Here is a 19,464-nt window from a genome sequence, read left to right on the forward strand (position 1 = left end):
CTTGTCCGCTCAAGTCATCGCGATTGACGCAATGGGCGGGGACTTCGGTCCCCGCAGCATTGTTCAGGCCAGCCTTGCTTGTCTGAATGCTACGCCCTCGCTGCACCTGACCCTCGTCGGTCAACCCTCCCTCCTGGAAGAAATGCTCAGCGGCCAATCGGCTGTCGACCGCGCGCGCCTGACGATTGCCCCAGCGTCCGAAATCATCACCATGGACGAAAAGCCGGCCCAGGTCCTGCGCGGCAAGCCTGACGCCTCGATGCGGGTAGCCCTTGAGCTGCTGCGCGATGGCAGGGTCCAGGCATGCGTCAGCGCAGGCAATACCGGTGCGCTGATGGCGCTGTCGCGCTACGTGCTCAAGACCTTGCCGGGTATCGACCGGCCTGCAATGGTGGCGGCGATTCCGACCCAGCGTGGGTTTTGTCAGTTGCTCGACCTGGGGGCCAACGTCGATTGCAGTGCCGAACATTTGCTGCAATTTGCGGTGATGGGCTCGGTCGCGGCGCAAACCCTGGGCATCGTGCGCCCTCGTGTGGCGTTGTTGAACATCGGTACCGAAGACATCAAGGGCAACCAGCAGGTCAAGCTGGCGGCCACGCTGCTGCAGGGCGCGCGCGGCATCAACTATATCGGCTTCATCGAAGGCGATGGCTTGTACCGTGGCGAGGCCGATGTGGTGGTGTGCGACGGCTTCGTCGGCAATATCCTGCTCAAGTCCAGCGAAGGCCTGGCGACCATGATCGGCCAGCGCATCGAGGCCTTGTTCAAGCAAAGCTTCGCCTCGCGGGTGGTCGGCGCCCTGGCGCTGCCGTTGATGCGTCGGTTGCAGGCTGACCTGGCGCCAGCGCGGCACAACGGTGCGAGTTTCCTTGGGTTGCAGGGGATCGTGATCAAGAGTCACGGTTCGGCGGGGGTGCAGGGTTTCCAGAGTGCGATCAACCGAGCGGTGATCGAGATCCAGGAAAACCTGCCGGAGCGCCTGCATGGTCGCCTCGAGGATTTGTTAACTTAGGCGTTTTCGTCCGACAATGCTTAAATGTGACCGGTCGGTTCAAGCCGCCATCCAACTCTCAGTTTCCTAGCGCCCCCAGGGGCGTCAATTTTTGACGACAAGATCATTAGGGGCTTTGTTTTCATGTCTGCTTCCCTCGCATTCGTCTTTCCAGGACAGGGCTCGCAGTCCCTCGGCATGCTGGCCGAGCTGGGCGCGCAATACCCGCTGATCCTCGAAACATTCAAAGAAGCTTCCGATGCGCTCGGCTATGACCTCTGGGCACTGACCCAGCAAGGGCCGGAAGAGCGCCTCAATCAAACCGATAAAACCCAGCCGGCCATCCTGACCGCCTCGATCGCATTGTGGCGCCTGTGGCTGGCTGAAGGCGGCGCGCGCCCGGCATTCGTCGCCGGTCACAGCCTGGGCGAATACAGCGCCCTCGTAGCCGCTGGCAGCCTGAGCCTGGGCGACGCGGTGAAACTGGTGGAGCGTCGTGGCCAGTTGATGCAGGAAGCGGTTCCGGCCGGGCAGGGCGGCATGGCCGCGATCCTCGGCCTCGAAGACGCCGATGTGCTGGCCGCCTGTGCCGAAGCGGCGCAAGGCGATGTGGTCAGTGCGGTGAACTTCAACTCCCCGGGCCAAGTAGTCATCGCCGGTGCCAAGGCGGCTGTCGAGCGCGCCATCGAGGGCTGCAAGGCCCGTGGAGCCAAGCGCGCCATGCCACTGCCGGTCAGCGTGCCGTCGCACTGCGAACTGATGCGTCCGGCTGCCGAGCGCTTTGCCGAATCCATCGCCGCCATCGACTGGCAGGCGCCGCAGATTCCCGTGGTGCAGAATGTCAGCGCCAACGTGGCGCCGGATCTCGAGACCCTCAAGCGTGATCTGCTGGAGCAACTCTACAAGCCGGTTCGCTGGGTCGAATCGGTGCAGACCCTGGCGGCCAAGGGCGCGACCGAGCTGGTCGAGTGCGGCCCTGGCAAAGTGCTGGCAGGCCTGAACAAACGCTGCGCCGAAGGCGTATCGACTTCCAACCTCAACACCCCAGACGCCTTCGCTGCCGCCCGTGCAGCGCAGGCCTGAACAGGAGAAGCTTGCATGAGTCTGCAAGGTAAAGTTGCACTGGTGACCGGTGCAAGCCGTGGCATCGGCCAGGCCATCGCCCTGGAACTGGGTCGTCAAGGCGCCATCGTCATCGGCACCGCGACTTCCGCTTCGGGTGCCGAGCGTATTGCTGCGACCCTGAAGGAAAACGGCATCCAAGGCACCGGCCTTGAGTTGAACGTCACCAGCGACGAATCCGTTGCGGCGGTGCTGGCAAGCATCCAGGAGCAGTTCGGTGCGCCGGCGATCCTGGTCAACAATGCCGGTATCACCCGCGATAACCTGATGATGCGCATGAAAGATGACGAATGGTTCGACGTCGTCGACACCAACCTGAACAGCCTGTACCGGCTGTCCAAGGGCGTTTTGCGTGGCATGACCAAGGCTCGCTGGGGGCGAATTATCAGTATCGGTTCGGTTGTGGGTGCCATGGGCAACGCAGGCCAAGTAAACTATGCTGCGGCGAAGGCCGGTCTGGAAGGTTTCAGCCGTGCGCTGGCGCGTGAAGTGGGTTCGCGCTCGATTACGGTAAACTCGGTTGCACCGGGTTTCATCGACACCGACATGACCCGTGAACTGCCGGAAGCACAGCGCGAAGCCTTGTTGACACAGATTCCGCTGGGTCGTCTGGGGCAAGCTCAAGAAATCGCGTCCGTGGTCGCTTTTCTTGCGTCGGACGGTGCGGCATACGTGACCGGGGCTACAATCCCGGTGAACGGCGGGATGTACATGAGTTAAATGTGACGGATTGCTTCAAAAAAATGTCATACGAGCTGTCTAAAATCCGTTATAAAGCTGCAATCAATTTATAGACGGCGGGCCGCAGGGTTTGAGGAGTGAAGCTTTCGGTTGAAAAACCGAAAAGTTCTTCTATACACTTACCCACCGGCCAGCTGCCTGAATTTGTCCATTAGGAGTGAAAACAAGGTATGAGCACCATCGAAGAGCGCGTCAAGAAAATCGTTGCCGAGCAACTGGGCGTTAAAGAAGAAGAAGTTGTGAACACCGCTTCCTTCGTAGAAGACCTGGGTGCCGACTCCCTTGACACCGTTGAGCTGGTGATGGCTCTGGAAGAGGAATTCGAGACCGAGATTCCTGACGAAGAAGCTGAGAAGATCACTACTGTACAAGCTGCTATCGACTACGTTACCAGCCACCAGGCGTAATCGTTTTTAGTCGTCGCTAGCTGTCATGGAAAAACCGCACTGCCATCACGGCGTGCGGTTTTTTCTTTAGGCCTGATGCAAAGTCGTCATTAGAAAAAGGAGAGTGCTGTGTCGCGTAGACGCGTCGTAGTCACCGGTATGGGTATGTTGTCGCCACTGGGCACGGATGTGCCGAGCAGTTGGCAGGGCATTCTGGCTGGCCGCAGTGGCATTGGTCTGATCGAACACACCGACCTTTCTGCCTATTCCACCCGTTTTGGCGGCTCGGTAAAGGGCTTCAATGTCGAGGAATACCTGTCGGTCAAGGAAGCTCGCAAGCTTGACCTGTTCATTCAATACGGCTTGGCAGCCGGTTTCCAGGCAGTGCGCAACGCCGGGCTGGAAGTCACCGACGCCAACCGTGAACGCATCGGCGTGGCCATGGGCTCGGGTATTGGCGGCTTGACCAATATCGAAGAAACCAGCCGCACGCTGCACGAATCGGGGCCGCGACGGATTTCTCCGTTCTTCGTGCCGGGCTCGATCATCAACATGATTTCCGGTTTCCTGTCCATCCACCTGGGTGCCCAGGGACCCAACTACGCCATTGCCACGGCGTGCACCACCGGTACCCACTGCATCGGCATGGCCGCGCGCAACATCATGTACGACGAAGCCGACGTGATGATTGCCGGTGGCGCCGAGATGGCGGCTTGCGGCCTGGGCATGGGGGGCTTTGGTGCTTCCCGTGCGCTGTCGACCCGCAACGACGAGCCCGCCCGTGCGAGCCGGCCATGGGACAAGGGCCGCGATGGCTTCGTGCTGTCCGACGGTGCCGGTGCGCTGGTGCTCGAGGAGCTGGAGCACGCCAAGGCGCGCGGCGCGACCATCTACGCCGAACTGATCGGCTTTGGCACCAGCGGCGACGCCTACCACATGACGTCGCCACCGGCCGATGGCGCCGGTGCTGCCCGTTGCATCGCCAACGCCTTGCGTGATGCGAAACTCAACGGCGAGCAAGTGCAGTACATCAACGCCCACGGCACTTCGACCCCGGCCGGCGACTTGGCCGAAGCCCAGGCGATCAAGACCGTGTTCGGCGATCACGCGTACAAGCTGGCGGTCAGTTCGACCAAGTCCATGACCGGTCACCTGTTGGGTGCGGCAGGGGCGGTGGAAGCGATCTTCAGCGTCCTGGCGATCAACAGCCAGACAGCGCCGCCGACCATCAACCTCGATGAGCCGGACGAAGGTTGCGACCTGGACTTCGTGCCGCACACTGCCCGCAGCATGGACATCGATGTGGTGCTGTCCAACTCCTTCGGCTTTGGCGGGACCAACGGTTCGCTGGTGTTCCGCCGGTTCGCCGGTTGATGGAAAGCTGGGTCGACGGTCAGCCGGCCGACGTCCTGTCGCTGAAAGATCGCGGCCTGGCTTACGGCGATGGGTTGTTCGAGACCCTCGCCGTGCAGGGTGGCGAACCGGTGTTGCTGGCGCGTCACCTGCAACGCCTGGAAACCGGTTGCCGGCGGTTGGCGCTCAACGTCGACATGAGCGCGTTGAGCACCGAGTTGAATGCCTATGCCCGGCGCCTGGGCTACGGCGTGCTGAAGCTGATCGTGACCCGTGGCGACAGTCTGCGCGGTTATGCCGCAGATCCCTCGACCCCGGCCCGACGCATCCTGCAAGGGAGCCCACCAGCCGCTTATCCCGCCGCCCATGCCGAACAAGGCGTTCTGCTGTTTCCCTGCAGCGTGCGGTTGTCCGAGCAGCCCTTGCTTGCCGGCCTCAAACACCTCAATCGCCTGGAACAAGTGCTGGCTCGTGCCGAATGGAGCGATGGGCAATACGCCGAAGGCTTGATGCTGGATACGTCCGGGCGGGTGATCGAAGGTGTCTTCAGCAACCTGTTCCTGGTGCGCGACGGCGTGTTGTTCACGGCGGACCTGAGCCGTTGCGGCGTGGCCGGCGTGATGCGCGCAGAATTATTGTTTCAAGCCAAGTCCCAAGGCATCGCCACGCAAATCACGGATATCAGTCTCGAACAGCTGCACCAGGCTGATGAAGTCTTTGTCTGCAACAGCGTTTATGGCGTGTGGCCGGTACGCGGATGCGGTTCGGCGCGCTGGTCGGTTGGCCCGCTCACCCGTAAACTGCAAACCCTTGCCCGTGCGCTATTGGATGTTTGATTCGTGAGACGTAAATTCTTGCTGCTGCTGGAGACCGGACTGGTTCTGGCAGGGCTGATGTTGGGCGCTTCGGCCTGGAAGATTCATTCGGCGCTGCAACAGCCGCTGAACATCACCCAGGAAGAATTGCTGGACGTGCCCAACGGGACCACCCCGACCGGAACCCTCAAGCGCCTCGAAGCCGATGGCCTGATCAAGGACGCCTTCTGGCTGCGGATCTATTGGCGCTTCAATCTCGCCGACCAGCCACTGCATTCCGGTGAATATCGGATGGTGCCGGGCATGACCATGGAAGGCCTGATCGGTGTCTGGAAACGCGGCGAAGTGGTGCAGTACAGCGTGACGCTGGTGGAGGGCTGGAACTTCCGCCAGGTGCGCGCCGCACTGGCCAAGGATGAAAAACTCCAGCAGACCCTCACCGGCCTGAGCGACGCCCAGGTCATGGACCGTCTGGGTCACTCCGGGATATTTCCCGAAGGCCGATTCTTCCCGGATACCTATCGCTTCGTGCGCGGCACCTCGGACGTCGACCTGCTGAAAAAAGCCTACGAGCGCCTGGAAGACGTGCTCGCCAAGGAGTGGGCACAGCGTGCCGCCGATGTGCCTTATACCCAGCCGTATCAGGCGCTGATCATGGCGTCGCTGGTGGAGAAGGAAACCGGCGTGCCCCAGGAACGCGGGCAGATTGCCGGCGTCTTTGTGCGGCGCATGCGCTTGGGGATGCTGCTGCAGACTGACCCCACGGTGATCTATGGCCTGGGCGAGCGCTATACCGGCAAACTCACCCGCGCCCATCTGAAAGAAGAAAATCCGTACAACACCTATTTGATTCCTGGCCTGCCGCCGACGCCGATTGCGATGGTGGGGCGCGAGGCGATTCATGCCGCGTTGAACCCGGCGCAGGGCAACAGCCTTTACTTTGTCGCCCGCGGTGACGGCAGCCACGTGTTCTCCGATGACCTGGAGTCGCACAACAACGCGGTGCGCGAATTCCAACTCAAGCGCCGTGCCGATTACCGCTCCAGTCCGGCCCCGGCAACACCGGACGAGCAGGCACCCATTCCCGCGGCATCACCCGACACGGCGCCCGACGCTGTACCCCAGGTGCCGCCCCAAGTGCCGGCTCCCGAACCGGATGCCAGCGAGCCGCCGAGCCCGCAATGACTTTGATTAAGGATCGCCTGTGACTGGCTTGTTTATAACGCTGGAAGGCCCGGAAGGCGCCGGCAAGAGCACTAACCGCGAATACCTGGCCGAACGCCTGCGGGCTGCTGGCATCGAGGTGGTGTTGACCCGCGAACCGGGCGGTACGCCGCTGGCCGAGCGAATTCGCGAGGTGCTGCTGGCGCCCATTGAAGAGGTCATGAACCCCGACACCGAGCTGTTGCTGGTGTTCGCGGCCAGGGCACAGCATCTGGCCGAGGTGATTCGCCCGGCGCTGGCCCGTGGCGCAGTGGTGCTCTGCGATCGTTTTACCGATTCGACCTATGCCTACCAGGGCGGCGGCCGGGGCTTGTCCGTGGAGCGCATCGGTGCGTTGGAAACCTTCGTCCAGGGTGACCTGCGGCCAGACCTGACCCTGGTGTTCGACCTGCCGGTGGAAATCGGCCTGGCCCGCGCCAGTGCCCGTGGTCGGCTGGATCGTTTCGAACTGGAGGGCCAGGCTTTCTTCAACGCCGTACGCAGTGCCTTCCTGAATCGCGCCAAGGCCGATCCGGCGCGTTACCTGCTGATCGATGCCGCGCAACCGCTGGCCCAGGTCCAACAGTCCCTGGACGGCTTGCTGCCGCGTTTGCTGGAGCGCGTCCGTGGCTGAAGCCTATCCCTGGCAAGACGGCCTCTGGCAGCAACTGGCCGGTCGTGCCCAGCATGCCCACGCCTATCTGCTGCACGGCCCGGCCGGCATCGGCAAGCGGGCGCTGGCCGAGCGCCTGATGGCCAGCCTGCTGTGCCAGCGTCCTGGTGTCTCGAACGCCTGCGGCGAGTGCAAGTCCTGCCTGCTGCTTAAGGCGGGCAGCCATCCCGATAATTACGTGCTGGAACCGGAGGAGGCGGACAAGGCGATCAAGGTCGACCAGGTTCGGGATTTGGTCAGCTTCGTGGTCCAGACCTCTCAGATGGGCGGGCGCAAGGTGGTGCTGATCGAGCCGGTCGAGTCGATGAACATCAACGCCGCCAACGCCTTGCTTAAAAGTCTCGAAGAGCCTTCCGGCGACACCGTGCTGTTGCTGGTCAGCCACCAGCCGAGTCGCTTGCTGCCGACCATCAAGAGTCGCTGCGTGCAACAGGCCTGCCCGCTGCCGAGCGAGGCGATGAGCTTGCAGTGGCTGGCCCAGGCCTTGCCCGACAGCAGCGACGAAGAGCGTGTCGAGTTGCTGACCCTGGCGGCCGGTTCGCCCCTGGGGGCTGTCAGCCTTCAGGCCCAGGGCGTGCGGGAGCAGCGGGCCTTGGTGGTGGATGGGGTGAAGAAACTGCTCAAGCAGCAGCAATCCCCCACGCAACTGGCCGAGGGTTGGAACGCGATCCCGTTGCTCTTGCTGTTTGACTGGTTCTGCGACTGGTCGAGCCTGATCCTGCGCTACCAATTGACCGAGGACGAGGCTGGCCTGGGGTTGGCGGACATGCGCAAGGTGATCCAGTACCTGGCGCAAAAAAGCAGCCAGGATAAAATCTTGAACATTCAGGACTGGATTCTTGCCCAACGTCAGAAGGTGCTGGGCAAAGCGAACCTCAATCGGGTGCTGTTGCTCGAGGCGCTGTTGGTGCAGTGGGCGAGTTTGCCGGGTCGAAACTGACAGACACGGCCCAGTGTCCTGTTTCGCCAATACGTTCCTTTCTTGACGACAACAGACGCCGTCAAAAAGGAACAGTATTTGTGACACAGGACGCTAAACTCAGCTCAATCGCAGCGGAGATCAGCATGAACGAACCTGTCAGTCCCGGGCCACGCAACGGCATCCTGTCCCTGACTATCAAGGACAAGTCGGTGCTTTACGCCGCCTACATGCCTTTCATCAAGAACGGTGGCCTGTTCATTCCCACCAACAAGAATTATCGCTTGGGTGATGAAGTGTTCATGCTCTTGAGCCTGATGGATGAGTCTGAAAAGATCCCGGTCGCCGGCAAGGTGATCTGGATTACCCCCAAAGGCGCCCAGGGCAACAGGGCCGCCGGCGTTGGTGTGCAATTCAGCGACGGCGACAATTCAGCCCGCAATCAGATCGAAACCCACTTGGCCGGCTCCCTGAAGTCCGACCGTCCCACTCATACGATGTAGCCCGGCCTTTTATGCTTGTAGATTCCCATTGTCACCTTGACCGTCTCGACCTCGCTGCCCATGGCGGCTCCCTGGATGCTGCGCTGGACGCGGCCCGTGAGCGGGGTGTCGGTCATTTCCTGTGCATCGGCGTCAGCGCCGACAACGCCGCCGACGTCAAGGCTCTGGCCGAACGTTATGCCGATGTCGATTGCTCGGTCGGTGTTCACCCGCTGGATGTCCAGCCCGACGCCGCGCCGGCGCTCGATTGGTTGTTGCGTGAGCTGGACCATCCACGGGTAGTCGCCATCGGCGAAACCGGCCTGGACTATCACTACGAACCGGAAGCCGCCGACGTGCAGCAGGCGTCGTTTCGGCTGCACCTGGAGGCCGCCCGGCAGACCGGCAAGCCGGTGATCATCCACACCCGCGGCGCCCGGGCCGACACCCTGGCCTTGCTGCGTGACGCCGCGCTGCCCCAGGCCGGGGTGCTGCATTGCTTCACCGAAGATTGGGACATGGCCAAGGCCGCCCTGGACATGGGCTATTACATTTCCTTGTCCGGGATTGTCACGTTCCGCAATGCCGATGCATTGCGCGACGTTGCCAGCAAAGTGCCCGCTGATCGGCTGTTGGTGGAGACCGACTCGCCTTACCTGGCGCCCATTCCCTATCGTGGCAAGCCGAACCTTCCGCAATACGTACGGGAAGTGGCAGAGTTCCTGGCGATGCTGCGCGGTGAGTCCTACGAGCGGTTTGCCGAGCAGACGACGGAAAATTTTAAGCAGTTGTTTCCACTGGCTCACGTGCGTGTGGCGCAAGCCTGAATTCCATGCAAAAAAAACCCGGGTTCTGGGGGGTGAATCCGGGTTAAGACCATTAGGAGTAAAACAAAGGCACGCGGTCCGTTGGTACCTTCATCAGCGCGTCACTTGGGGGAGATGTCGCGCCGACAGTTCAAGTATTGATCAGTATGCCAACCCGTCCAGTCTGGCCGGGGTGGTTTTTAAACAAATTTGGAATACGCTCGCTTCGGATAAGTTCTCACTGTCGCCAAACCTCGCAGGCGCGGCGCATTGGCGTGAGAAACGGCGAGCCGGGCGTGTCGGTTTTGTGAAGAACAGTGGCCGAGAACGGATGATCCGTGCATTTTTGCGTAAGTTAGGCATAATACCCGGCTTCGAATTTTGACCCTTCAGACCTTTTTCTTATGCACAAAGAACCCCGTAAGGTCCGTGAGTTTCGCCGCCGCGAGCAGGAAATTCTCGACACCGCGCTCAAGTTGTTCCTCGACCAGGGTGAAGACAGTGTCACCGTCGAGATGATTGCGGATGCCGTGGGTATCGGCAAAGGCACGATTTATAAACATTTCAAATCCAAGGCGGAGATCTACCTGCGCCTGATGCTCGACTACGAGCGCGATTTGAACGAGCTGCTGCATTCGGCCGATGTGGACAAGGACAAGGAGGCCCTGTCCCGGGCCTACTTCGAGTTCCGCATGCGCGACCCGCAGCGCTACCGCTTGTTCGATCGCCTGGAAGAGAAAGTGGTCAAGGGCAACCAGGTGCCGGAGATGGTCGAGGAGCTGCACAAGATCCGCGCCTCGAACTTCGAACGCCTGACGCTGCTGATCAAGGGCCGGATCAGCGAAGGCAAGCTCGAAGACGTGCCGCCTTATTTCCATTACTGCGCTGCCTGGGCGCTGGTGCATGGCGCGGTGGCGCTGTATCACTCACCGTTCTGGAGCAACGTGCTGGAAGACCAGGAAGGTTTCTTCCAGTTCCTGATGGACATTGGTGTGCGCATGGGCAACAAGCGCAAGCGCGATACCGACGTCCCGAGCAACTGAGGCCGCACAGGCCAAGACATTCAGCTGTCTTATTGCGCCATGTCCGCTTACATGGCGCAGTGTCCCAGTAATATACTCAGGCTTGGGTCTTGCGAAATCTTGATTTCTAGGTCAATTTTTGCGAGTCCGATTTTTCTCGTGCCGGAGTGACCCATGATCGTTGACCGTCAAGGCAGGCGTTTCCGTAATCTGCGGATAAGCCTGACTTCAGCCTGCAATTACGCCTGTACCTATTGCGTGCCTGACGGCAAGCGGTTGGTGGCTGCGCAGGATGAACTGTCGGCCGAGGCCATGGCGCGTGGCGTGGCCTATTTGATCGAGGCCGCTGGCATCGAGCGGCTGCGCATCACCGGCGGCGAACCGTTGGTCAGCCCCAAGCTCGAGCGTTTCATGATGGCGGTGGGGCAGATGGGCCTGGAGGACATCAGCCTGACCACCAATGGCCAGTTGCTGGCGAAAAAACTGCCCTTGCTGGTAGACGCCGGTATCCGTCGCATCAACGTTTCCCTCGACACCCTGGACCCCGCCGCGTTTCGCAGTATCGCCCGGGGCGGCGACCTGGCGACCGTGCTCGATGGCATGGACCAGGCCCGAGCCGCCGGGATGAAGATCAAGGTCAACATGGTGCCATTGCGCGGGCAGAACCTGGACCAGGTGATGCCTTTGCTCGAATACTGTCTGGAACGTGGCTATGAGTTGCGTTTCATCGAGTTGATGCGCATGGGGCACCTGGCCAGCGACTCCAATGCTTTCCTGCAACAGTTCGTCAGCCTCCAGCAACTGCTCAGCCTGATCGGCGATCAGTACGAGTACCTGCAAGCCGATGCGCCGGTGGATGCTACCGCGGTGCGCTATGAGATACCGGGGCTGGGGCACTTTGGCGTGATCGCCAACGAAAGCGTGCCTTTCTGCCGTACCTGCTCACGGTTGCGGTTGTCTTCCACTGGTTGGCTGCATGGCTGCCTGTCGTCGAGTAACCGTCATTTCGTCGGCGACCTGCTGGACAAGCCCCGCCACCAGGCATTGCCGGCGCTTCAGCGCTTGTTGGTCAAAGCGTTGGGGGACAAGCAGGAAGTGGCATTCTCCGGCGGCGCGACCATCATGAAAATCATCGGCGGCTGAATAAGGCTTTTGTGGCGAGGGAGCTTGCTCCCGCTGGGTTGCGAAGCAGCCCCCTCTCAAGCTCACTCAATCAACCTGATCCACCGTGTCGCCGGGTTTTAGGGCCGCTGCGCGCCCCAGCGGGAGCAAGCTCCCTCGCCACGGGGAAGTGGCCTCAGGTGTATCGCGGAACACTTTTTGCTGTCGGATGTGATCGCCGCCATTGCGTGATTACTGCCTCGTTTTAGCGGAATTGGACAAGGCGCGGGTTAAGGGAATGCCTCGAGTCAGTGTCAGTCTCAAGATCAAATCGGTTGGTCGCCCGGGATGCTTTTGTGGCGAGGGAGCTTGCTCCCGCTGGGCTGCGCAGCAGCCCCCTCTCAAGCTCACTCAATCAACCTGATCCACCGCGTCGCCGGGTTTTAGGGCCGCTTCGCGCCCCAGCGGGAGCAAGCTCCCTCGCCACGGGAATTGGGTATGGCGCGGGTTAAGGGAATGCCTCGAGTCAGTGTCAGTTTCAAGAGCAAATCGGTTGGTCGACCGGGATGCTTTTGTGGCGAGGGAGCTTGCTCCCGCTGGGCTGCGCAGCAGCCCCTTCTCAAGCTCACTCAATCAACCTGATCCACCGTGTCGCCGGGTTTTAGGGCCGCTGCGCGCCCCAGTGGGAGCAAGCTCCCTCGCCACGGGAATTGGGCACGGCGCGGGTTAAGGGAATGCCTCGAATCAGTGTCAGTCTCAAGAGCAAATCGGTTGGTCGAGCGGGATGCTTTTGTGGCGAGGGAGCTTGCTCCCGATGGGCTGCGCAGCAGCCCCTCTCAAGCTCACTCAATCAACCTGATCTACCGTGTCGCCGGGTTTTAGGGCCGCTTCGCGCCCCAGCGGGAGCAAGCTCCCTCGCCACAACTGCATTCCAGGCGGAAAATCCAATCAATCCCAAGGTCTGGCGCAAAAGCTGCATCCCACGACCATTCGCCGGTTTTCCGACACCGGTTTTTTGGAGGGTAGGATGCGTAGCCTGGTTTTGCTGCTGGCCATTTTGGCGCTTGGTGGCTGCATGAATGTCAGTGACATGGGAGAGGGCGTTCGTTACCACATGAGCGACGCCGGTCTGCTGGACCATAGCGACAGCCGTCGTGTGAACAACCTGCGTATTCAGCCCGACTCGTTCATCTACATCGCCCAGGGCGCCTTCGCTCCGCCAGGCAGTGCTTATCCGCGTCCCAACGTCGTGGCCGAGGAAGCCTTCAATGGTTTCATCGAATATTTCCCCATGGTCCGTCGCGCCCGCGTTCCCGAAGGCCTCGACCAGGCCATGGGCGAGGCCCGTTCCGCTGGCGCCCATTATTTGCTGTACACCCGCTTCGCCAAGGCTGACAACCGCATCGGCAACACGGATGAATGGCAGGATGAAGAAGCCTTGGATCGCTTGGGTGTCGATACCAGCGTGATTCAAATCATGTTGATCGAGACCAGCACCCAGTATTTGATTGATACTGCACGGATCAAGAGTCGTGGCGGTTTACTGACGTTGCACGACAAGCAGCCACAAGACCTCATCGCCACGCCTTTGCGTGAATATGCCCGCAGCCTGCTGGGGATGAGCGACGAATAAATAATCAGGAGTCACCATGAGCGGACCGCAAAAAGCCAATGACTTGCTGGGGCAGATCCCCAAGACCAAAGGCCTGCCGCCGGTTCACTTGTGGAACCCCGACTTCTGCGGCGATATCGACATGCGCATCGCCCGGGACGGCACCTGGTATTACCTGGGTACGCCCATCGGGCGAAAGCCGATGGTCAAGCTGTTCTCCACCATCATCCGCCGCGACGGCGATGATTACTTCCTGATCACTCCTGTGGAAAAAGTCGGCATCAAGGTCGATGACGCGCCGTTCGTGGCCGTGACCCTTGAGGTCGAAGGGCAGGGGGAAGGGCAGTTGTTGCGCTTCACCACCAATGTCGAGGAAACCACTGAGGCCGGCGGCGAGCATCCACTGCGGGTGGTGATCGATCCCCAGACCCAGGAACCCGCGCCCTACGTGCATGTGCGCAGCAATCTCGAAGCACTGATCCATCGCAATGTGTTCTACCAACTGGTGGAGCTGGCGGTCAGTCGCGAGATCGATGGGCAGCGCTGGTTGGGTGTGTGGAGCGGTGGCGAGTTCTTCCCCATAGGCCTGGAACCCTGAGCCCTTTTGGGAGCGATGGTTGATCCAACATCTGTGTTGGCTGGACGACCGCTATCGCGAGCAAGCTCGCTCCCAGAGGTGGGTTACGTAAAAATTCAAATTGACACCCAATCATATGATGATTAGCGTGAGCCTCCTATAAGAGTGGCTCGCGGGGTTTTCATGTCCAGCAGTTTTCATGCATCGACCGTCGATTGGCTGGGGGGCTGGATAGCCGCCGGCCAGGTCAAGCCTGGGCAAACCATCAAGGTCGAGGCGGACTTGGGCGAACAACTGGGCGTCAGTCGCACGGTGATTCGCGAGGCGATCAAGACCCTGGTGGCCAAAGGCATGCTGGAGGTCGGGCCGAAAGTCGGCACGCGGGTGTTGCCGGTGCGACGCTGGAACCTGTTCGACCCCCAAGTGGTTGGCTGGCTGTCACGCAGTGGCTTGCCGGAAAATTTCGTTGATGACTTGCTGGACCTGCGCCGCACCATCGAGCCGATGGCGGTGCGTTGGGCCTGTGAACGGGCCACGGCCGACCAGGTGCAGGCGATCCGCCTGGCCTACCATGCGCTGGAGCGGGCCGTGGACAGCGGCGCGGATTACAACCGCGCCGACCAGTTTTTCCACGAATGCATCCTCGCCGCCAGCCATAATCAATTCATCGAACAGATGGTCCCGGCCCTGGGCGCGCTGCTGGCGGTATCGTTCGAGGTATCGGCTGCCGACCCGGATGAACTGCGCCGCACCTTACCCATCCACAAGGACATCGCCGACGCCATCGCGGCCCGTGACGCGGCGCGGGGTGTGTGGGCGTGCATGACCCTGATCGATAACGCAGACCTGGCCATCAAGCGCTTTTACCCTAATGTCATGGCCGGTCGGACAGACGCTGCCGGGCAGATAGGGAACGGGAGGTTTCAATGACGTGGACGGCTGTTACGGAACATCGGGCGATCTTGGGCGAGGGGCCGTTCTGGGATGAGCCGACCCAGGCGTTGTACTGGGTCGATATCGCCGGCAAGCAGGCGCTGCGGTTGATCGGCGCCAATGTGCAGATCTGGCAGATGCCCGAGCATGTGTCCGCCTTTATCCCGACGCAGAGTGGCGATGCACTGGTGACGCTGAGCAGTGGTGTCTACCGGCTGGACCTCGATTCGCCGGGCCTGGAACCGCGCCTGACCCTGCTGTGCATGGCCGACCCGCAACTGGGCAATCGTGCCAACGAAGCCCGTTGCGATGCCTTGGGCCAGCTCTGGCTCGGCACCATGCAGAACAACATCGGTGAAAACGCAGAGGACCTACCCATCGAGCGGCGCTCCGGCGGCCTCTTTCGTGTCAGTGGCGATGGCCGGGTCATGCCGTTGTTACGCGGGCTGGGTATCCCGAACACCTTGTTGTGGAGTCCAGATGGCACCACGGTGTATTTCGGCGAGAGCCTCGACGGCACTTTGTATCGGCACTTTATCCATCCCGATGGCAGCCTGGCTCCCGCCGAGGTCTGGTTCGGTCCACACCCGCGCGGCGGGCCGGACGGTTCGGCGATGGATGCCCGGGGTTATATCTGGAACGCGCGCTGGGACGGCAGTTGCCTGCTGCGATTGAATCCGCAAGGCCAGGTCGACCGGGTGATCGAACTGCCCGTCAGCCGGCCGACCAGCTGTGTGTTTGGAGGCGACGACCTCAAGACCTTGTACATCACCAGTGCGGCGAGCCCGTTGGGTCATCCGCTGGACGGTGCGGTGCTGTCCATGCGGGTCGATATACCGGGCGTGGCTTGTACTCGGTTTGCGGGATGAATCCCAAAATATGGGATGTAAATATATATATTGAGATTATTTGGCGGTCGGGTTTATAGTCGGCTCCATCGGCAATACGCACTCACACTAAAAAAACAAGACAGGTGAAGTGATGCAACGATCCTCCCCCGTACGCCTCGGCGGCGTACGCGATTCACGGCTGCTTACAACGTCTTTTGACCGGTCGTCCCTGGATGCCCGGTTTTTGTCGTGCCTGCGTCCGGGAGTCTTGATCCATGGCTGAGCCGCTTTCATTGCCGCCAGTGCCCGAGCCCCCGAAGGGCGAGCGCCTGAAAAACAAAGTGGTGCTGCTGACCGGCGCGGCCCAGGGCATTGGCGAGGCGATCGTCGCCGCGTTCGCTTCGCAACAGGCACGGCTGGTGATCAGCGATATTCAGGCCGAGAAGGTCGAGACGGTTGCCGCTCATTGGCGTGAACGCGGGGCGGACGTGCATGCGCTGAAAGCCGATGTGTCGAACCAGCAGGACCTGCACGCCATGGCCCGGCATGCCGTCGAGCGGCACGGTCGCATCGATGTGCTGGTGAATTGCGCCGGTGTCAATGTGTTCCGTGACCCGCTGGAAATGACCGAAGAAGATTGGCGTCGCTGCTTCGCCATCGACCTGGATGGTGCCTGGTACGGCTGCAAGGCGGTGTTGCCGCAGATGATCGAGCAGGGCGTGGGCAGCATCATCAACATTGCTTCGACCCATTCGTCCCACATCATTCCCGGTTGTTTCCCTTACCCGGTGGCCAAGCATGGCCTGCTCGGCCTGACCCGCGCCCTGGGCATCGAATACGCGCCCAAAGGGGTACGCGTCAATGCCATCGCACCGGGTTATATCGAGACCCAACTGAACGTCGACTACTGGAACGGCTTTGCCGATCCTTATGCCGAACGCCAGCGCGCGCTGGATCTGCACCCGCCACGGCGCATCGGGCAACCGATCGAAGTGGCAATGACGGCCGTGTTCCTGGCCAGCGATGAAGCACCGTTTATCAATGCCTCATGCATCACCATCGATGGGGGACGTTCGGTCATGTACCACGACTGAATATTCCTGGATTGCAGTGGGAAACTTCGCCTGTAATCCAATCATCATACGATATGACTATTCAGGCCTATGCTGTGTAGCAACTTGATGTGACCGCCCAGCCTGCGCATTTCCACCGACGGTGGAGCAGAACCCTGGTCGTTTGGCTTTCAATAAAAAAAACAAGGAGTCAACTATGAAACATCGTCGTGGGATCCGTTCCCTGTGTCGCGCCGCCCTGGCGGTTACCGCGGTCAGCCTCAGCAGCCACTTGCTGGCGGCCGATGCGGTAAAAATTGGTTTCCTGGTCAAGCAGGCCGAGGAGCCTTGGTTCCAGACCGAATGGGCGTTTGCCGAGAAGGCGGCCAAGGATAAAGGCTTCCAGTTGATCAAGATCGCCGTGCCCGACGGCGAGAAAACCCTCTCGGCCATCGACAGCCTGGCCGCCAACGGTGCCAAGGGCTTCGTGATCTGCCCGCCGGACGTTTCCCTCGGCCCGGCCATCGTGGCCAAGGCCAAGCTCAATGACATGAAAGTGATCGCCGTCGACGACCGCTTCGTCGGTTCCGATGGCAAGTTCATGGAAGACGTACCGTACCTGGGCATGGCGGCGTTCGAAGTCGGCCAGAAGCAGGGCGGCGCCATGGCGGCTGAGGCGAAAAAACGTGGCTGGGATTGGAAAGACACCTATGCCGTCATCAACACCTATAACGAACTGGACACCGGCAAGAAGCGCACCGACGGTTCGGTCGATGCCCTGAAAAAGGCCGGGATGCCGGCAGACCACATCCTTTATTCAGCGCTCAAGACCCTCGACGTGCCCGGGAGCATGGACTCCACCAACTCGGCCCTGGTGAAGCTGCCAAGCGCCGCCAAGAACCTGATCATCGGTGGCATGAATGACAACACTGTGCTGGGCGGCGTGCGCGCCACCGAAGCCGCGGGGTTCAAGGCGGCCAATGTGATCGGCATCGGCATCAACGGCACCGACGCCATCGGTGAGTTGAAGAAGCCTGACAGCGGCTTCTTCGGCTCGATGCTGCCAAGCCCTCACATCGAAGGCTACAAGACCGCCGAAATGATGTACGAGTGGATCACCACCGGCAAGGAACCGCCGAAGTACACCGCCATGGACGAGGTGACGCTGATCACCCGGGAGAACTTCAAGCAAGAGCTGGAAAAAATCGGCCTGTGGAACTGATGGCCGGTTGATTCAAAAGCGGCCCTGGTCACTTGAGTGGCGGGGTCGCTTGATCTCTGTAAGTTCGAGGTGGTTATGCAAGCGCAAACAGCGACACGGCAACACAACATCGGCGGCAGCTTGCGATTCAACGGGATCGGCAAGTCCTTTCCCGGCGTGCAGGCGCTGGCCAACATCAGTTTCGTCGCCCATCCGGGGCAGGTCCATGCCTTGATGGGCGAAAACGGCGCTGGCAAGTCCACGTTGCTGAAGATCCTCGGTGGTGCCTACATCCCGAGCAGCGGCGACTTGCAGATCGGCGAGCAGACGATGGCCTTCAAAGGCACCGCCGACAGCATCGCCAGCGGGGTGGCGGTGATTCACCAGGAACTGCACCTGGTGCCGGAAATGACCGTCGCTGAAAATTTGTTTCTCGGCCATTTGCCGGCGCGTTTCGGCCTGGTCAATCGTGGCGTGCTGCGCCAACAGGCGCTGACGCTGCTCAAAGGCCTGGCCGACGAAATCGACCCCCAGGAAAAAGTCGGTCGCCTGTCCCTCGGCCAGCGCCAATTAGTGGAAATTGCCAAGGCCTTGTCTCGCGGTGCTCACGTCATTGCTTTCGACGAGCCCACCAGTAGCCTGTCGGCCCGGGAAATCGACCGTTTGATGGCGATCATCGGCCGGCTGCGAGACGAGGGCAAAGTGGTGCTCTACGTCAGCCATCGCATGGAAGAGGTGTTCCGCATCTGCAATGCGGTGACGGTGTTCAAGGACGGTCGTTACGTGCGGACCTTCGAGAACATGAGCGAGTTGACCCATGATCAACTCGTCACGTGCATGGTCGGTCGCGATATCCAGGACATCTATGACTACCGTCCTCGGGAGCGCGGCGATGTGGCGCTGCAAGTGAAGGGCTTGTTGGGGCCGGGCTTGCATGAACCGGTGAGTTTCCAGGTGCACAAGGGTGAGATCCTCGGTTTGTTCGGGCTGGTCGGCGCCGGTCGTACCGAGCTGCTGCGCTTGCTCAGTGGCTTGGAGCGTCAGCGCGAAGGAAGTCTCGTCCTGCACGACAAGGAACTGAAACTGCGTTCACCTCGGGATGCCATCGCCGCGGGCGTGCTGCTCTGCCCGGAGGATCGCAAGAAAGAAGGCATCATCCCGTTGGGCAGTGTGGGCGAGAACATCAACATCAGTGCGCGCCCGTCTCATTCCACGCTCGGCTGCCTCTTGCGTGGCGACTGGGAGCGGGGCAATGCCGACAAACAGATCAAGTCGCTGAAAGTGAAGACCCCCACGGCGGGACAGAAAATCATGTACCTGTCCGGCGGCAATCAGCAGAAAGCGATTCTTGGTCGCTGGCTGTCGATGCCGATGAAAGTCCTGCTGCTGGACGAGCCTACTCGCGGCATCGACATCGGGGCCAAGGCGGAGATCTACCAGATTATCCACAACCTGGCGGCCGATGGCATCGCGGTGATTGTGGTGTCCAGCGACCTGATGGAAGTGATGGGCATTTCCGACCGAATCCTGGTGCTTTGCGAAGGCGCCATGCGCGGCGAGCTGTCGCGTGACCAGGCCAACGAATCCAACCTGTTGCAACTGGCGCTGCCGCGCCAACGCGTTGCCGACGCGGCGAACTGAGAGG

At 60.9% G+C, this 19,464-nt stretch carries 20 protein-coding genes; all 20 read left to right on the forward strand.

Annotated features, from left to right (window positions below; genetic code table 11):
- Window position 1: 1 nt before the first annotated feature.
- The 20 genes from plsX to araG all read left to right on the forward strand — a co-directional run bounded on the left by plsX (window position 2) and on the right by araG (window position 19,460).
- The gene (gene plsX / locus TK06_RS29635; protein WP_086936742.1) at window positions 2–1,012 is read left to right on the forward strand and encodes a phosphate acyltransferase PlsX; all 1,011 of its coding nucleotides are present in this window, start codon (window positions 2–4) and stop codon (window positions 1,010–1,012) included.
- 123 nt (window positions 1,013–1,135) lie between these two features.
- Window positions 1,136–2,074 (forward strand): ACP S-malonyltransferase, encoded by a 939-nt coding sequence (gene fabD, locus TK06_RS29640; protein WP_003204258.1) that lies wholly within the window; start codon window positions 1,136–1,138, stop codon window positions 2,072–2,074.
- 15 nt (window positions 2,075–2,089) lie between these two features.
- Window positions 2,090–2,833 (forward strand): 3-oxoacyl-ACP reductase FabG, encoded by a 744-nt coding sequence (gene fabG, locus TK06_RS29645; RefSeq protein ID WP_018613558.1) that lies wholly within the window; start codon window positions 2,090–2,092, stop codon window positions 2,831–2,833.
- Between the two features lie 191 nt (window positions 2,834–3,024).
- Window positions 3,025–3,261, forward strand: coding sequence for an acyl carrier protein (acpP, locus tag TK06_RS29650; protein WP_003175607.1), 237 nt, complete (start codon window positions 3,025–3,027; stop codon window positions 3,259–3,261).
- 108 nt (window positions 3,262–3,369) lie between these two features.
- Window positions 3,370–4,614 (forward strand): beta-ketoacyl-ACP synthase II, encoded by a 1,245-nt coding sequence (gene fabF, locus TK06_RS29655; protein ID WP_063324916.1) that lies wholly within the window; start codon window positions 3,370–3,372, stop codon window positions 4,612–4,614.
- Entirely contained in the window at window positions 4,614–5,429 is an 816-nt protein-coding gene (pabC, locus tag TK06_RS29660) for an aminodeoxychorismate lyase (protein ID WP_063324917.1), read from the forward strand. The genes fabF and pabC overlap by 1 nt, the downstream gene beginning before the upstream one ends.
- Before the next feature lie 3 nt (window positions 5,430–5,432).
- On the forward strand, window positions 5,433–6,593 hold the full coding sequence (gene mltG / locus TK06_RS29665; protein ID WP_086936743.1) for an endolytic transglycosylase MltG: 1,161 nt from the start codon (window positions 5,433–5,435) through the stop codon (window positions 6,591–6,593).
- 19 nt (window positions 6,594–6,612) lie between these two features.
- Window positions 6,613–7,245, forward strand: coding sequence for a dTMP kinase (gene tmk / locus TK06_RS29670; RefSeq protein WP_063324919.1), 633 nt, complete (start codon window positions 6,613–6,615; stop codon window positions 7,243–7,245).
- On the forward strand, window positions 7,238–8,224 hold the full coding sequence (locus TK06_RS29675) for a DNA polymerase III subunit delta' (protein WP_063324920.1): 987 nt from the start codon (window positions 7,238–7,240) through the stop codon (window positions 8,222–8,224). The genes tmk and TK06_RS29675 overlap by 8 nt, the downstream gene beginning before the upstream one ends.
- Window positions 8,225–8,349: 125 nt before the next feature.
- Window positions 8,350–8,706 (forward strand): PilZ domain-containing protein, encoded by a 357-nt coding sequence (locus TK06_RS29680; protein ID WP_053180946.1) that lies wholly within the window; start codon window positions 8,350–8,352, stop codon window positions 8,704–8,706.
- A gap of 11 nt (window positions 8,707–8,717) precedes the next feature.
- On the forward strand, window positions 8,718–9,512 hold the full coding sequence (locus TK06_RS29685) for a TatD family hydrolase (RefSeq protein WP_063324921.1): 795 nt from the start codon (window positions 8,718–8,720) through the stop codon (window positions 9,510–9,512).
- A 383-nt stretch (window positions 9,513–9,895) separates the two neighbouring features.
- On the forward strand, window positions 9,896–10,534 hold the full coding sequence (locus TK06_RS29690; protein ID WP_060741238.1) for a TetR/AcrR family transcriptional regulator: 639 nt from the start codon (window positions 9,896–9,898) through the stop codon (window positions 10,532–10,534).
- Between the two features lie 153 nt (window positions 10,535–10,687).
- Window positions 10,688–11,656 carry a GTP 3',8-cyclase MoaA gene (locus TK06_RS29695; RefSeq protein ID WP_063324922.1) on the forward strand — a complete coding sequence of 323 codons (969 nt, stop codon included), beginning with the start codon at window positions 10,688–10,690 and terminating at the stop codon, window positions 11,654–11,656.
- 985 nt (window positions 11,657–12,641) lie between these two features.
- Window positions 12,642–13,247 (forward strand): DUF4823 domain-containing protein, encoded by a 606-nt coding sequence (locus TK06_RS29700; RefSeq protein ID WP_063324923.1) that lies wholly within the window; start codon window positions 12,642–12,644, stop codon window positions 13,245–13,247.
- 16 nt (window positions 13,248–13,263) lie between these two features.
- Window positions 13,264–13,824: a DUF1285 domain-containing protein gene (locus tag TK06_RS29705; protein ID WP_014339492.1), complete on the forward strand. Its 561-nt coding sequence runs from the start codon at window positions 13,264–13,266 to the stop codon at window positions 13,822–13,824.
- 162 nt (window positions 13,825–13,986) lie between these two features.
- Window positions 13,987–14,733, forward strand: a complete 747-nt coding sequence (locus tag TK06_RS29710; RefSeq protein ID WP_063324924.1) for a FadR/GntR family transcriptional regulator — start codon at window positions 13,987–13,989, stop codon at window positions 14,731–14,733.
- Window positions 14,730–15,605 carry an SMP-30/gluconolactonase/LRE family protein gene (locus TK06_RS29715; RefSeq protein WP_063324925.1) on the forward strand — a complete coding sequence of 292 codons (876 nt, stop codon included), beginning with the start codon at window positions 14,730–14,732 and terminating at the stop codon, window positions 15,603–15,605. Before TK06_RS29710 ends, TK06_RS29715 begins: the two co-directional genes overlap by 4 nt.
- 236 nt (window positions 15,606–15,841) lie before the next feature.
- Window positions 15,842–16,660: an SDR family oxidoreductase gene (locus TK06_RS29720; protein WP_063324926.1), complete on the forward strand. Its 819-nt coding sequence runs from the start codon at window positions 15,842–15,844 to the stop codon at window positions 16,658–16,660.
- Window positions 16,661–16,835: 175 nt separating this feature from the next.
- Window positions 16,836–17,840 (forward strand): substrate-binding domain-containing protein, encoded by a 1,005-nt coding sequence (locus tag TK06_RS29725; RefSeq protein ID WP_063324927.1) that lies wholly within the window; start codon window positions 16,836–16,838, stop codon window positions 17,838–17,840.
- A 75-nt stretch (window positions 17,841–17,915) separates the two neighbouring features.
- The gene (gene araG, locus TK06_RS29730) at window positions 17,916–19,460 is read left to right on the forward strand and encodes an L-arabinose ABC transporter ATP-binding protein AraG (protein WP_063324928.1); all 1,545 of its coding nucleotides are present in this window, start codon (window positions 17,916–17,918) and stop codon (window positions 19,458–19,460) included.
- The last annotated feature ends 4 nt before the right edge of the window (window positions 19,461–19,464 follow it).

Source organism: Pseudomonas fluorescens (genome assembly GCF_001623525.1).
Taxonomy (GTDB): Bacteria; Pseudomonadota; Gammaproteobacteria; order Pseudomonadales; family Pseudomonadaceae; genus Aquipseudomonas; species Aquipseudomonas fluorescens_Q.

Bases quoted from the DNA above. Each gene is read 5' to 3' on its own strand.
- fabD (WP_003204258.1), top strand. From the start codon at position 1,136: ATGTCTGCTTCCCTCGCATTCGTCTTTCCAGGACAGGGCTCGCAGTCC.
- fabG (WP_018613558.1), top strand. From the start codon at position 2,090: ATGAGTCTGCAAGGTAAAGTTGCACTGGTGACCGGTGCAAGCCGTGGC.
- acpP (WP_003175607.1), top strand. From the start codon at position 3,025: ATGAGCACCATCGAAGAGCGCGTCAAGAAAATCGTTGCCGAGCAACTG.
- pabC (WP_063324917.1), top strand. From the start codon at position 4,614: ATGGAAAGCTGGGTCGACGGTCAGCCGGCCGACGTCCTGTCGCTGAAA.
- TK06_RS29680 (WP_053180946.1), top strand. From the start codon at position 8,350: ATGAACGAACCTGTCAGTCCCGGGCCACGCAACGGCATCCTGTCCCTG.
- TK06_RS29685 (WP_063324921.1), top strand. From the start codon at position 8,718: ATGCTTGTAGATTCCCATTGTCACCTTGACCGTCTCGACCTCGCTGCC.
- TK06_RS29690 (WP_060741238.1), top strand. From the start codon at position 9,896: ATGCACAAAGAACCCCGTAAGGTCCGTGAGTTTCGCCGCCGCGAGCAG.
- TK06_RS29695 (WP_063324922.1), top strand. From the start codon at position 10,688: ATGATCGTTGACCGTCAAGGCAGGCGTTTCCGTAATCTGCGGATAAGC.
- TK06_RS29700 (WP_063324923.1), top strand. From the start codon at position 12,642: ATGCGTAGCCTGGTTTTGCTGCTGGCCATTTTGGCGCTTGGTGGCTGC.
- TK06_RS29705 (WP_014339492.1), top strand. From the start codon at position 13,264: ATGAGCGGACCGCAAAAAGCCAATGACTTGCTGGGGCAGATCCCCAAG.
- TK06_RS29710 (WP_063324924.1), top strand. From the start codon at position 13,987: ATGTCCAGCAGTTTTCATGCATCGACCGTCGATTGGCTGGGGGGCTGG.
- TK06_RS29715 (WP_063324925.1), top strand. From the start codon at position 14,730: ATGACGTGGACGGCTGTTACGGAACATCGGGCGATCTTGGGCGAGGGG.
- TK06_RS29720 (WP_063324926.1), top strand. From the start codon at position 15,842: ATGGCTGAGCCGCTTTCATTGCCGCCAGTGCCCGAGCCCCCGAAGGGC.
- TK06_RS29725 (WP_063324927.1), top strand. From the start codon at position 16,836: ATGAAACATCGTCGTGGGATCCGTTCCCTGTGTCGCGCCGCCCTGGCG.
- araG (WP_063324928.1), top strand. From the start codon at position 17,916: ATGCAAGCGCAAACAGCGACACGGCAACACAACATCGGCGGCAGCTTG.